Source organism: Selenomonas sp., assembly GCF_052169755.1.
GTDB lineage: Bacteria > Bacillota > Negativicutes > Selenomonadales > Selenomonadaceae > Selenomonas.
This window is the reverse complement of the sequence record NZ_JBQNBV010000048.1, coordinates 1-12921: the sequence shown is the minus strand read 5'-3', so window position 1 is coordinate 12921 and position 12921 is coordinate 1. Positions and strand designations below refer to the sequence as shown.

General features: G+C 55.3%; 13 protein-coding genes. 2 read left to right on the top strand and 11 right to left on the bottom strand.

Features of this window, described 5'->3' with window-relative positions:
- Window positions 1–150: 150 nt before the first annotated feature.
- From ACTTKG_RS05070 to ACTTKG_RS05040, 7 genes are read right to left on the bottom strand one after another with little or no spacing between them, the layout of a single operon-like run.
- On the bottom strand, window positions 151–591 hold the full coding sequence (locus ACTTKG_RS05070) for a UPF0158 family protein (protein WP_442673168.1): 441 nt from the start codon (window positions 589–591) through the stop codon (window positions 151–153).
- A gap of 15 nt (window positions 592–606) precedes the next feature.
- Window positions 607–1494: a prephenate dehydrogenase gene (locus ACTTKG_RS05065; protein WP_442673167.1), complete on the bottom strand. Its 888-nt coding sequence runs from the start codon at window positions 1492–1494 to the stop codon at window positions 607–609.
- Window positions 1491–2504 (bottom strand): 3-deoxy-7-phosphoheptulonate synthase, encoded by a 1014-nt coding sequence (gene aroF / locus ACTTKG_RS05060; RefSeq protein ID WP_442673166.1) that lies wholly within the window; start codon window positions 2502–2504, stop codon window positions 1491–1493. Before aroF ends, ACTTKG_RS05065 begins: the two co-directional genes overlap by 4 nt.
- Window positions 2505–2523: 19 nt before the next feature.
- The gene (locus ACTTKG_RS05055) at window positions 2524–2997 is read right to left on the bottom strand and encodes an N-acetyltransferase (RefSeq protein WP_442673165.1); all 474 of its coding nucleotides are present in this window, start codon (window positions 2995–2997) and stop codon (window positions 2524–2526) included.
- A gap of 21 nt (window positions 2998–3018) precedes the next feature.
- A complete protein-coding gene (gene nth, locus ACTTKG_RS05050) occupies window positions 3019–3648 on the bottom strand; it encodes an endonuclease III (RefSeq protein WP_442673164.1) in 630 nt (209 codons plus the stop codon).
- A 7-nt stretch (window positions 3649–3655) separates the two neighbouring features.
- Complete coding sequence (locus tag ACTTKG_RS05045) at window positions 3656–5017, bottom strand: PFL family protein (protein WP_442673163.1); 1362 nt, start codon at window positions 5015–5017, stop codon at window positions 3656–3658.
- A gap of 42 nt (window positions 5018–5059) precedes the next feature.
- Entirely contained in the window at window positions 5060–5329 is a 270-nt protein-coding gene (locus ACTTKG_RS05040) for an ACT domain-containing protein (protein ID WP_442673162.1), read from the bottom strand.
- A 197-nt stretch (window positions 5330–5526) separates the two neighbouring features.
- On the opposite strand from ACTTKG_RS05040, the gene dat reads away from it, so the two are divergent.
- Both dat and ACTTKG_RS05030 read left to right on the top strand, forming a co-directional pair.
- Window positions 5527–6387 carry a D-amino-acid transaminase gene (gene dat, locus ACTTKG_RS05035; protein WP_442673161.1) on the top strand — a complete coding sequence of 287 codons (861 nt, stop codon included), beginning with the start codon at window positions 5527–5529 and terminating at the stop codon, window positions 6385–6387.
- Window positions 6388–6639: 252 nt separating this feature from the next.
- Window positions 6640–8034 carry a pyruvate carboxylase subunit B gene (locus ACTTKG_RS05030; RefSeq protein ID WP_442673160.1) on the top strand — a complete coding sequence of 465 codons (1395 nt, stop codon included), beginning with the start codon at window positions 6640–6642 and terminating at the stop codon, window positions 8032–8034.
- 82 nt (window positions 8035–8116) lie between these two features.
- Here ACTTKG_RS05030 and ACTTKG_RS05025 read toward each other — a convergent pair whose 3' ends face one another.
- From ACTTKG_RS05025 to ACTTKG_RS05010, 4 genes are all read right to left on the bottom strand, one after another.
- A complete protein-coding gene (locus tag ACTTKG_RS05025; RefSeq protein ID WP_442673159.1) occupies window positions 8117–9763 on the bottom strand; it encodes a nucleoside kinase in 1647 nt (548 codons plus the stop codon).
- A gap of 95 nt (window positions 9764–9858) precedes the next feature.
- Window positions 9859–10854, bottom strand: coding sequence for an anion permease (locus tag ACTTKG_RS05020; RefSeq protein ID WP_442673158.1), 996 nt, complete (start codon window positions 10852–10854; stop codon window positions 9859–9861).
- Window positions 10847–11473, bottom strand: coding sequence for a DUF47 domain-containing protein (locus ACTTKG_RS05015; protein ID WP_442673157.1), 627 nt, complete (start codon window positions 11471–11473; stop codon window positions 10847–10849). Before ACTTKG_RS05015 ends, ACTTKG_RS05020 begins: the two co-directional genes overlap by 8 nt.
- 100 nt (window positions 11474–11573) lie before the next feature.
- Window positions 11574–12818, bottom strand: coding sequence for a pyridoxal phosphate-dependent aminotransferase (locus ACTTKG_RS05010; RefSeq protein ID WP_442673156.1), 1245 nt, complete (start codon window positions 12816–12818; stop codon window positions 11574–11576).
- Between the last annotated feature and the right edge of the window lie 103 nt (window positions 12819–12921).

Here is a 12921-nt window from a genome sequence, read left to right as displayed (position 1 = left end):
TAATAAATGATTTTAGCATGGCTATATTCTATTATCAATAGGCTGTTTATCCCATTAAGAAGTCACTGATACATTCCTCTCCCGCCTTCATACATCCGATCGGCTTCCTTTCAGCAGCGCTTCCTCAAACTCCAACAACCTCCTGCAGGTTCATGCACGATAAGCGATCGCGTTTTCTTCACACCAGTCGCGTGCAAGCATCTGAAGGCTCGCCGAAAGATGCGCCTGCCACGCCCCTTCGAGAGAAAGCCGCTGCACCGTGCGCCGAAAGCGCAGACGTGCAGCGGCGCCGGACAACGCCTCAGCGAGGGCGACGCCCGCATCGTGCGGCGCTTTCTTTGCGAAATCCTGCATAACGGATCGAATCTCTTCCTCATAAATATTGGGCAGAGGCACATAACGCTGCCAATCATCCTCAATAGAAAGGAGCCGTTCCACACAGTCTTCCCCACGCTTCGCCGCTTCATCAAAAGATGTGGATTCACCAGCCGCTCCGATCATGAGGATGCGCCCTTCGCGCGTATCGACATAGCCTTGCAGTACATCTGTTTTCGCAAGCGCAGCCGCAAGCTCCTGCAAAGAGATTTCCAAAAACTCCCCTCCCCGTCATACGAGATCGTACATCTTCTCTGTGCGGTCTAAGATCGCGTCGCGCCTCTCCTTGCTTGCAGCAAAGTAACGATGTACAGCTTCGCGGTCGCCTGCTTCAATGGCGTCGATGACCGTATCGAGAATCGCCTGCAAAGCGCGCAGATGACTCGTGATCGCTTCCCCGTTCGTCATACATATATCCGCCCACATATCGGCGTTCGAAGATGCGATGCGCGTCGTGTCCTTGAAGCCGCCGCCCGCCAGCTTCAGGCAGGACTCCATATCGCCCGCGCTCTGATTGAGAAGCGTCACGAGCGCCGCCGCCGTCACATGCGGCACATGACTGATGATCGAAGCGCAGCGATCATGCTTTCGTATGTCAAGCCGCAGAAAATTCGCTTCCGTATGCGAGAGCACCTTCATGAGCCTTTCATGCGCTTCGGGCGACGCGCCGGTATCCTCGACAATGACATACGCTTTATTTCGGAAGAGATCCGCAGATGCCGCTTCGACGCCGCTCTTTTCACGGCCCGTCATCGGATGCCCCGCGATGTAGTGAACGCCAGCGGGCAGAATGCCTTGAATATGCTGCCAAAGATACGCCTTTGTGCTTCCCGCGTCCGTCAGGATCGCACCTTCTTTAAGATACGGCAGAATCTTTTCCAGCATCGGCGCCATCTGCAGCACGGGCGTCGCCAAAAATACGACGTCGGCATCCTCGACAACCTTTCGCACATCCGACGAAGCCATGTCAACCGCGCCAAGCTCTACGGCAAGATTCATGGATCTCTGCGTGCGGCAAAGCCCTGTGATGAAAATATCTTCACCGAGCTTTTCCTTCAGGCAAAGTCCCAGAGAGCCGCCGATGAGACCGACGCCGATGATTGCAAGCTTCATCTTCATGCTTTGCGCCCCATAAAGCGTGCGATATCACGCACTTCGCCCATCGTCTTTCGGAAGTTCTCGGGCGTCAGGGACTGATCGCCGTCCGAAAGCGCGACTTCGGGATGCGGATGCACCTCGATGATCAGCCCGTCAGCACCGGCGGCGATCGCCGCACGCGCCATCGCCGGCACCATCTGCCAGCGGCCTGTGCCGTGGCTCGGATCGACGATAATCGGCAGATGCGAGATCTCCTTGACGGCTGCGACAGCGCTCAAATCGAGCGTGTTGCGCGTATACGTTTCGTAGGTGCGGATGCCGCGCTCACAGAGGATGACGTTGGCATTGCCGCCCGCCATGATGTATTCCGCCGCATTGAGCCACTCGCTGATCGTCGCCGAAAGACCGCGCTTCAAAAGCACGGGCGTACGCACCTTGCCGACTTCTTTCAGCAGTTGGAAATTCTGCATATTGCGCGCGCCGATCTGAATCACATCGGCATATTTCGTGATGAGTTCGACATCGTTGATATTCACGATCTCCGTCACGACCTTGAGCCCCGTCTTGTCCGCCGCTTCGCGCAGCAATTTAAGCCCTTCGTCTGCCAACCCCTGAAAATCGTATGGCGAAGTGCGCGGCTTGAAAGCGCCGCCGCGAAGGAACTCGGCGCCGCAGTCCTTCACGCATTCTGCCGCTTCCAAAAGCTGCTCCATGCTCTCGACGGCGCACGGTCCCGCCATGACCGTCAGATGTCCCGCGCCGACCTTCACGCCGCCGACATCGACGACGGTATCATCCGGCTTGAATTCGCGGCTTACAAGTTTGTACTTCTCCGTGATGCGCACTGTTTTTTCCACCCCATCCAGAGAATTCATCTGCAGGCCGGCGATGATCTTCTTATCGCCGATCACGCCGACGATCGTACGTTCATCGCCTGTCGAAAGATGGTACTTGAGACCTGCCTGCGTGATTTTTTGTTCCACCTTCTCAAGATTTTCCTTGGTCGATGTCGGACTCATTACGATGATCATGCCATAACCTCCTGCAAAATTAAAGGTTCATCTCGTCCGAAGTTTCCCGTATCATGGCGATCTCGTCACAATTCGGGAACTTGGGACAGTCGATGCATTCCTTCCAGACCTTCTGCGGCAGTGTTTCCTTGGGGACAATATGAAAGCCGAGCGTTTTGAAAAATCCCGGCTTATACGTCAGTGTGAAAAATTGACGCACACCGAGCGCACGCCCCTCTTCCATAAGGCGGCGCACAATTTCCGAGCCGATGCCGCAGCGCGCAAGCTCGGGTGCAATCGCCATCGTTCGCACCTCCGCCAATCCATCCCACATCATGTGCAGACCACCGACGCCGACGACTTTCCCCGCATCATCTTCGGCGACGATCATATCACGCAATGTTTCGTAGAGCGTATTGCGTGAGCGTGCAAGCATCGCACCGCCCGCCGCATAATCGTTCACGAGATGAAAGATGCTCTCCACGTCCGCAAACACGGCCTTCCTGTACTTCAAAATGCTTCCTCCATTCGCCGCTTATTCGCGGCTTGGACAAACACCAACGAGCGGACATTCGCCGCAGTGCGGGCGATTCGCCTTGCACACGCGCCTGCCGTGGTAGATGAGCCAGTGATGCGCCGCACTCCACTTTTCGCGCGGAATATTCTTCATCAAGCCCTTTTCCACGGCAAGCGGCGTCTCTCCCACGGCGAGCTTCAGCCGATTCGCAATGCGAAAGACATGCGTGTCGACGGCGATGGCAGGGCGACCGAAAGCGACGCTCGTGACGACGTTCGCCGTCTTTCTGCCAACGCCCGGCAGCTTCAAAAGCGTATCGTAGTCCGAAGGCACCTCACCGCCGAACTCCTCGACGAGCGTGCGGCACGTCGCCATGATATTCTTCGCCTTGTTGCGAAAAAGCCCGCAGTCCTTGATCTCCTCTTCCAGCCCCGAAAGCCCCAAAGCGACGATAGCCTCCGGCGTCGCCGCCTTTTGAAAAAGGCGCGCCGTCGTGATATTCACGCGCTTATCCGTACACTGCGCTGACAAGATGACGGCGATCAGAAGTTCAAAGGGATTGCGAAAATGAAGCTCAGGCTTCGCGCCGCGGTACGTCTCTTCAAGAATCTTCAGCTGCTCTTCTCGTATCTTCTTCGTGACCCGCATCAGAGCCTCAGTTCGTCAAACTGCGCACAGGCGCAGGAATACGCCCGCCGCGTGCAATGAACGCCTCTGAACGGAACGCGTCTCTGACGGGCATGATCGGGCAGCGCCCCAAGAGACCGCCCCACTCGACTTCATCGCCGACCTTCTTGCCGGGCACGGGGATGATGCGCACCGCCGTCGTCTTGTTGTTAATCATGCCGATCGCCGCTTCATCCGCGATGATTCCCGAAATCGTCGCCGCCGTCGTATCGCCCGCGACCGCAATCATGTCGAGCCCGACGGAGCAGACGCACGTCATCGCCTCAAGCTTTTCGAGCGAAAGACTGCCGCGCGCGACGGCGTCAATCATGCCCGCATCCTCACTGACAGGGATGAACGCGCCCGAGAGGCCGCCCACATGCGACGACGCCATGAGGCCTCCCTTCTTGACCGCATCATTTAAAAGCGCAAGCGCCGCCGTCGTCCCCGGAGCGCCGCAGCTTTCAAGTCCCATCTCCTCCAAAATGTGCGCGACGCTGTCGCCGACCGCCGGCGTCGGCGCAAGCGAGAGATCGATAATGCCGAAAGGCACGCCGAGACGTTTCGACGCTTCGCGTGCCACGGGCTGGCCGACGCGCGTGATCTTGAACGCCGTGCGCTTAATCATCTCCGCCACCTCGGAGAAATCCGCCCCCTTGATGTCCTCCAAGGCGCGCTTCACAACCCCCGGGCCGCTGACGCCGACGCTCACGACCTTGTCCGCCTCGGAAACACCGTGGAAAGCCCCTGCCATAAAGGGATTGTCCCCCGGCGCGTTGCAGAAAACGACGAGCTTCGCACAGCCGATCGCCGCCTGATCGCGCGTCAATTCCGCCGTGCGCTTGATGACCTCGCCCATCTCACGCACGCAGTCCATGTTGATGCCCGCCTTCGTCGAGCCGAGATTGACCGAGGAACAGACGAGATCCGTCGAAGAAAGCGCCTGCGGAATCGACGAAATCAGCACCTGATCGCCATGCGTATAGCCCTTTTCTACGAGTGCGGAAAAGCCGCCGATGAAGTTGATGCCGATCTCCTTCGCCGCACGGTCGAGCGCTTCGGCAACAGGGACGTAAGAATCCGTCTTGCAGGCGTCCGCCGCGATGGCGATCGGCGTGACGGAAACGCGCTTGTTGATGATCGGAATGCCGTACTCCGCCTCGATGTCCCTGCCCGTCTCTACGAGGAACTCCGCCGACTTCGTGACCTTGTCATAGACGTTGCGGCAAAACTGCTCGATGTTCGGATGTGCGCAGTCACGGAGTGAAATGCCCATCGTGATCGTGCGCACGTCGAGCTTGTTCTCCGTAATCATGCGATTTGTTTCTAATATATCATCAATGGTAATCACAAAAAAACCTCCTGCAACGATTCAAGAAAAGCAGCGGCCTGTTCAAACTTTGTGCATCGCATTGAAAATATCCTCATGCTGCGTCTTGATCTCAACGCCAAGCGTCTCGCCCTTCTCCTCTAAAAGCTGACGCACCGCAGCAAGCTCGATCTTACTGCCCGTCATATCGGCGATCATGACCATGTTGAAAAACCCGTCCATGATATTTTGATTGATGCTCAGAATGTTGACGCCGTTCTCCGCCAAAATCGTACTGACCGCCGCGATGATGCCCACGCTGTCCTTGCCGACGATCGTCACCACAATTTTCATTTGCAACCCCTCATTCTTTCCGACAGCCGCCATGCGCCGCCGAGCTTTTTGATGTATATTTTCTCATTATAGCAGTCACAGACTGAAAATCCAAGAGGGCACGTCTCCCAAATTGTTTTTTGCATCGGTTTCCGTTATAATGGAAGAAGCATTTTCTGACACAATGCGAAAAACTCATCATCAAGGGGGTCACTCTTTTGAAGGAACTCAGCTTTTTTAACGATCATTTCTACGCGCCGGGCGAAGCGCAAGTCGACATCGAAGATCGCGGCTATCAGTTCGGCGACGGCATCTACGAAGTCACGCACGTCTACAACGGCAAACTCTTCGCATTTGACCGCCACCTCGCTCGCTTCCGCCGCTCCATGCGCGAAATGCACATCCCCATCACCTACATGGACGAAGAGCTCACCGCCATTCATAACGACCTCATCGAAAAGAGCGGCATAAAGAGCGGCGCCATCTACTTTCAGGTCACGCGCGGCACGGCAGCCCGCGCCTTTCCCTTCCCCGGACGCGCCACGCCGAATCTCTCCATGACGATTCGTGAAAGCACGCCCAACCGAGAGCAGCAAGAGAGCGGCATCTCACTCGCGCTCGCCGAGGACATCCGCTGGCTGCGCTGCGACATCAAGTCGCTGAATCTTCTCGGCGCCGTCTTCGCCAAGGAGAAAGCGAAAGCGGAAGGCTGCTCGGAAGCGCTTCTCTATCGCAAAGATACGGGATTCGTCACCGAAGGCGCAAGCAGCACCTTCTTCCTCGTCAAAGACGGTGTCGTCTGGACGCATCCGCTCGATCATCTCGTGCTGCCGGGCGTCACCCGCGCCGTCGTCGTCGAAGAATGCGCCAAGGAACTCGGTTTGACCGTCATCGAAAAAACATTCACGCCGGAATTTGCGCAAAAAGCGGACGAAGCTTTCGAAACGAGTACGAGTCTCGAAGTCACCCCCGTCGTCAAGATCGGCGGCAAAAAGATCGGCTCAGGCGCGCCGGGCGAAATCACGAAAAAAATCATGGCATCGTTTCAATCGCTTATCCAAAAGGCATGCTTTTCCTAAGAAGCTTGGGGACTTTCATGCAGGGCGGCGCACAACATCCGCGAAGCGGACGCTTGTGCGCCTAGTTTCCCCAAAAGAAAACACGGCTGCCAACGGTCGTGGTTTCTTTTGTTGGCAGAATTTTTCGCGTATTGGAAAAAACCTGCAAAAATCACAACTTTTCATTGACAATATCCAAAATAGTACCTATACTTGTAGTGAAGCAAATACATCATGTTTATGGTAGTATAACCCGAAGGAGTGTGTTTTTTTATGGCAAAAAAGGTAAAAATCACAGAAACAGTACTTCGCGACGGCCACCAGTCCCTGTGTGCGACGCGTATGCGTTACGCGCAGATGGAGCCGATGCTCGCCTCGCTCGACAAGCTCGGCTACAATTCGCTCGAAGCTTGGGGCGGTGCGACCTTTGATACCTGCCTTCGCTTCCTCGATGAAGATCCGTGGGAGAGACTCGACAAACTCAAGGCACGTCTCAAGACCCCGATTCAGATGCTGCTTCGCGGTCAGAACCTCTTGGGCTACAACCACTATTCGGACGATGTCGTCAAGAAATTCGTCGAGAAGGCATCCGAGCACGGCATGGGCGTGTTCCGCATCTTCGACGCACTGAACGACGTGCGTAACCTCAAGACGGCGATCAGCGCTGCTCTCGGCTGCAAAGAGAAGCCGCATGTGCAGGGCTGCCTCGTTTACACACTCAGCCCTTATCATACGAACGAAGTCTTTGTCGAACTCTCCGAAAAGCTGCAGGAGATGGGCTGCCATTCCGTCTGCATCAAGGATATGTCCGGCCTTCTGAAGCCGTATGTCGCAGAAGACCTCGTGAAGAAACTCAAAGCGAAGCTCGACATTCCCATCCAGCTCCATACGCACTACACGTCCGGCTTCGGCAGCATGACGTACATGAAGGCGATTGAAGCCGGTGTCGATGTCGTCGACTGCGCCCTCTCGCCGTTTGCTCTCGATACATCCCAGCCCTGCACGGAGACGATGGTCGCCGCCCTCGAAGGCACGCCGTTCGACACGGGTCTTGACCGTCATGCCATGACGCCGATCGCGAAGCACTTCCTGCAGGTCAAACAGGATCTCATCAAAGAATTCAACCTCAAAGGCTATTTCGATGTCAACCCGAACGTCATCGACTTCCAGATCCCGGGCGGTATGCTCTCGAACCTTGCAAACCAGCTCAAGGAGCAGGGCATGGAAGACAAGTTCCAGGATCTCCTCGACGAAATGCCGCGCGTGCGCGAAGATGTCGGCTTCCCGCCGCTCGTCACGCCGTCGAGCCAGATCGTCGGCACGATGGCTACGTTCAACGTCATGACGGGCGAGCGTTACAAGATCGTCCCGAAGGAATTCAAAGATCTTGCCCGCGGCAAGTTCGGCAAGCCGCCGGTGGAAGTCAAGCGCGACTACCTCACAAAGACGCTCGGCATCCCCGAGAGCGAGATCATCGACGATATCGTCGCAGAAGATGCCAAGGCTCCGAAGCTCGCAGACTTCGAGAAGGAGATGAAGGAAAAAGGCTTCCTCAACCCGACGGAAGAGGATATCCTCTCCTATGCACTCTTCCCGCAGGTCGCCGAAGAGTTCTTCAAGAAGCATTACGCACCGATGAACGCTTACGATATGTCCAAGAAGGGCTGATCGAGAGTCATCACCGGTTTCCCCTTGCAGGGGGCAAACAAAAAACCACGCGAAAGCGTGGTTTTTTGTTTGCCCCGTTTCCCTATTTGAAGAAAATCGACTTGCCGATGAACTCACGCAGAAGCGAGTTGTTCGGGATATCGTATTCCTCCGTGATATCAGCAAAGCAGCGGCAGAAATCGAGCAGGCGATTCGCCTTCGTGTACTCCGGCACATCGCGCGGCACCATCCCCAAGAGAGGCACGGCATAGCGCTTCAAGACGGCAAGCTCATAGATCAGCGCTGAATTAAACATCGCGTCCGCTTCTTCTTGGAAAGGGAAGATGTTTTTCTCCTCTCCCGCGCGTACATCGGGCCATTGACGCAATGTTTTCAAAGCGTATGCACCGCGAAACTGGTAGTCGCGCACCATACGGCGAAGAAGCCGCGCATCCGTCGTAGCTATGCGGTTGTGTGCGTCGATATTGAGCTGCGTCAGGGCGCTGATATAGATCTTGTACTTCTTCTCTCGCGGTACAGCGGCAGTCAGAGCTTCATTAAGCCCATGAATGCCCTCGACAATCAGAGGCGCCGTCGGCGCCACAGACAGATGCGCCGTCCCCTCTTCCCGTTTTCCCGTGAGGAAATTGTAACGCGGCAAAATGACCTCTTCACCGCGCAGAAGGCGCACGAGATGATCGTTGAAGAGTGCGACGTCGAGTGCGCCGATGTTTTCAAAGTTATACGTTCCGTCCGGCAGGCGCGGCGTATCCTCCCAGTTGCAAAAATAATCGTCGAGCGATATGGAGACAGGCTCGATGCCGTTGACACGAAGCTGTATGCGCAGACGCTGCGCAAACGAAGTCTTGCCCGACGACGACGGCCCTGCGATGAGGATGAGGCGCAGCTTCTTGATATTTGCAGCGATATGATCGGCAATCTCAGCAATCTTCTTCTCGTGCAAAGCCTCTGATACATGGATGATGTCAGCGATCTCACCGCGGCGTATATAGCGATTGAGATCGGACACATAGTCACAGCGCAGGACATTCGCCCAGCGCTCCGCTTCCATGAGAATGCCCCCGAACTTCGGCTGTGCACGCAATACAGGTACGACTTCGGGTGCATCCGCATTTGGGGTGCGCAGCAGCACGCCGTCCGGCATGGCATCAAGAGCAAACTTCCCTAAGACCCCCGTCGCAGATACCATAGGGCCGAAAAGATAGTCATAAAAATCGCCGCAGTAATAAATGCTTGCTTTTTCCGACTCCAGTGACATGACGAGATTTGCTTTTTCAATCTGCTCGGATTGCTTGAATAGCTGCACAACCTCCTCGCGCTGCAGGCGCTTTTTGACGATCGGGCGGTTTTCCGCAACGATCTCACGCATACGCTGCTCGATCTCCCGCACCATGTGCTTCGTCACACCGGACGGCGTCTGCAGCGCACAGTAAAGTCCGCCATGCGCCGTGAACTGTACGATGACCGACAAATCCGGCTGAACCTCATGCGCTGCCAAGATGAGCAAAAACACGACGGAACGCTGGTAGATGCGCCGTCCCAGCTCGCTTCTCGTATCGACAAGCTCTATCGTATGAAACGCCCCGACAGGCGACTGCAAATCACGCAGGACATTGTCCACACGCGCCGCCACAATGAGCGGTTCTCCCGCCTGCTGCACCTCTTGTGCGAGATCCAAAAGCATCGTTTCTGCGGGAATCTCCCGCCCTTTTCCCTTCTCCCAGCGCATACTTTCGCCTCCTATTCAGATTCAGCAACGCATAAAAAGAAACGGCTGAAAAGCACGCACAGCGTCCCTTTCCAGCCATTGATCCAGCAGATTCATCAGAAAATCCAAAGAACGAGTTGATACGCCAGCGCCCCCATGACAGCCGTACACGGGATCGTCAGCACCCATGCAGCAAGCATCTGCTGCGCAACGCCCCACCGCACGGCACGAATGCGCTTCGCCGTGCCGACGCCCATGATGGAGCCGGAAACGACGTGCGTCGTACTGACAGGCAGATGCAAAAGCGTCGCCGAAAAAATGACGATGGACGAATTGAGATCCGCTGCGAAACCACTGATCGGCTCCAGTTTGAAGATCTTGCCGCCGATCGTGCGTATGATTCGCCAGCCGCCGAGCGCCGTGCCGCACGCCATTGCCGCCGCACACAGGAACTTCACATAGTCCGGCACCTCAAAACTTGAGATGTAGCCGCCGGACAAAAGCGCCAGCGTGATGATGCCCATCGACTTCTGCGCATCATTCGAACCGTGGGAAAATGCCATCGCCGCCGCTGAGAGGATCTGCATCTTCTTGAAGCGCCCGTTGAGCGCCGACGGTGCAAAGCGTCCAAAGAGAAAAAAAAGCAGCGTCATCACAAGAAACCCTGAGAAAATCGCCAAAAGCGGCGACGCAATGAGCGACAGCACGATCTTTCCTATGCCTATGAGGTTCAGTCCCGTGCTGCCTGTAGAGACAAGCACGGCGCCGATGATGCCGCCGACAAGCGCGTGCGAAGAGCTGCTCGGCATCGCTACATACCAAGTGAAAAGATTCCATATAATCGAGCCTACGAGCGCCGCGATGATGATATGCTCATCGACCATCTCCGCACTCGCCACGATGTCGCCGCCGATCGTTTTGGCAACGCCCGTACTGTAAATCGCGCCGATAAAGTTCAAAAACGCCGCCATGATGATGGCATGTGCCGGCTTTATGGCGCGTGTTGAAACGGATGTCGCGATCGCATTCGCCGTATCATGAAAGCCGTTGATAAAGTCAAACATCAAAGCGAGCACAATGACCGTCAGAATGAGAAACTGCAGCTCAGGCATACTTCATTACCACGCCGCGCACCATGTCTGCTACATTCTCGCAATGGTCGAGCGTGTCCTCCAAATACTCCAGAACATCCTTCCACTTGATGAGTTCAATGGGATCCTTGACGTTTTCAAAAAGGTTGGCAACCTCGTTGCGATAGACGCGATCCCCCTCGCTCTCTAAGCTGCTGATACGATGCGTACACTTTAAGATCTCCGTCTGGTTCTTCTTCACATGCTTCAAGAGCTTAAATGCTTTCATCATCTCTTCCGTACATTCGATGAGAAGCTTTGTCAAGGCGATCGCACTATCCTTGACACCGCCGATATGGTACATGACGACACGCTGCAGCGTCCCCTGCAAAAAATCAACGCCGTCGTCAAGACCGTTGGCGAGAGCATAGATGTCCTCACGGTCAATCGGTGTGATGAAAGTCTGGTTGAGCTTGTCAATGATCTTGTCATTGACGGCGTCTGCCTCATGCTCAAGATCAATGATCTCACGCATCTTTGCTTCCGCCTTGCTGTAATCCTGCATAACCTCATCCATCATCACAGCGCATTTATGGAAATACTGGGCACTTTCGAGGAACAAGTCGAAGAACTCTGAGTCCTTGTTCTTGAAATTAAACATTTGCTTCCTCCCAGAACACAATCTCTATCCGCTTTCCCTCTCAACTATAACATCATTTTTCAGATAGAGCAATATTGAAGTTTAGAATAGTCGCAAATGCTTATTTTTCCACAAAATCCCATGCCTTCTTGACCTTAGCGGCAAGTCCTTTGATCTTCGACGTAGCGACGCCGCAGACAGCGATGCGCACGCCGCGCTTCAAGGGAACGGCAAAGACGAGATCATCGTGCAGCTTGTCCGTTACAGCCTGCGGATCCTTTGTCGGTACGGCGAGGAAGAAGCCCGCCTTGTACGGCAGCGCCTTGAGACCACATGCTTTCGCTTCGTCCATAAAGAGCGCACCGCGCGCACGGACGATCTGATAGAGCGCATCGCGTTCCTTTTCAAACTGCGCCAAAAGAGCCGCATCGTGTTGGATCTCTGCCAGAAGCGCCATAGCGCCGCGGTTGATGTTCGACCATGTGGCACGGCTGGAAAACTTGCTGACGTTGGAAAACTCCTCGATGACCGCACGGCTCGAAGAAAGTCCGACGATCGCTCCCGTACGCTGTCCATAGAACGTATACGCCTTAGACATGCTGAACGCGAACATGATAAAGAGGTTCGCGGGAAGATCTGCAAACTTCTCCATAAAGGCGCGCGTTTCATCCTTCGTGCCGCTGTACTCGATATAGGCGATGTCAACGAGGATGCTGATGCGCTTGCCCGTCTTTGCATGTTCCTTCAAAGCATCAAGCACCGCATCCCAATCTGCATCGGAGAGGGAGTAACCCGTCGGATTGTGCGCAGGTGTATTGATGATGACGAGGAGCGAATCCTGCTTTTCAAGAAGCATCGTCACCTTCTTGGAAAAAGCCGCTGTATTGAAGGAGAGAGTCTCGTCAAACAGCGGGTACGTCTCCAATCGGCGTCCGATATTTTGGCAAAGCGCACTGTAGGGTCCCCAATACCAATCGGAAGTAAGGACGCCGTCCCCCACTTCCGAATAGTTTTCAATCGCGTGGTGTACGGCGCCCGAGCCGCCTGCCGTCGCCACCGCCTCAACATATCCTGCCGGACGATGCCCTGCAAAGACGATCTCCTCCACACCGGCGAGATACGCCGGCAGTCCGGCGACCGGCGCATAGGCGATGATCTCCGAGATCGGCAGTTCGCGCAGCACCTTCTCGACGGCAGGTATACAAGCGAGCTTTTCGTCCTCGCCAAAAATCGCGCCCAAGGTGGCGTTCGTAACGTTCGCTGCCCCATGCTCCTTTGCCGCTGCCGTCGCCGCGCCGCTCGCAGCAAAAATCACGTCGTTGAGAAACTTGTTTTCTGTATGCGATGCAGCCATTTTCGTACTCATTTTATTATGAAACCTCCTAAACGCCTTGGCTCCTGCTTCTTAAGGAATCACTGATAAATTCAGCCACCCATCTTCACACATCTGCACTGTCCTCTCGTCGTCA

Excerpts from the sequence above, each read along its gene's own strand:
- ACTTKG_RS05025 (WP_442673159.1), bottom strand. The coding sequence starts at position 9,763 with ATGCGCTGGGAGAAGGGAAAAGGGCGGGAGATTCCCGCAGAAACGATG.
- nth (WP_442673164.1), bottom strand. The coding sequence starts at position 3,648 with ATGCGGGTCACGAAGAAGATACGAGAAGAGCAGCTGAAGATTCTTGAA.
- ACTTKG_RS05010 (WP_442673156.1), bottom strand. The coding sequence starts at position 12,818 with ATGAGTACGAAAATGGCTGCATCGCATACAGAAAACAAGTTTCTCAAC.
- ACTTKG_RS05015 (WP_442673157.1), bottom strand. The coding sequence starts at position 11,473 with ATGTTTAATTTCAAGAACAAGGACTCAGAGTTCTTCGACTTGTTCCTC.
- ACTTKG_RS05020 (WP_442673158.1), bottom strand. The coding sequence starts at position 10,854 with ATGCCTGAGCTGCAGTTTCTCATTCTGACGGTCATTGTGCTCGCTTTG.
- ACTTKG_RS05030 (WP_442673160.1), top strand. The coding sequence starts at position 6,640 with ATGGCAAAAAAGGTAAAAATCACAGAAACAGTACTTCGCGACGGCCAC.
- ACTTKG_RS05040 (WP_442673162.1), bottom strand. The coding sequence starts at position 5,329 with ATGAAAATTGTGGTGACGATCGTCGGCAAGGACAGCGTGGGCATCATC.
- aroF (WP_442673166.1), bottom strand. The coding sequence starts at position 2,504 with ATGATCATCGTAATGAGTCCGACATCGACCAAGGAAAATCTTGAGAAG.
- ACTTKG_RS05065 (WP_442673167.1), bottom strand. The coding sequence starts at position 1,494 with ATGAAGATGAAGCTTGCAATCATCGGCGTCGGTCTCATCGGCGGCTCT.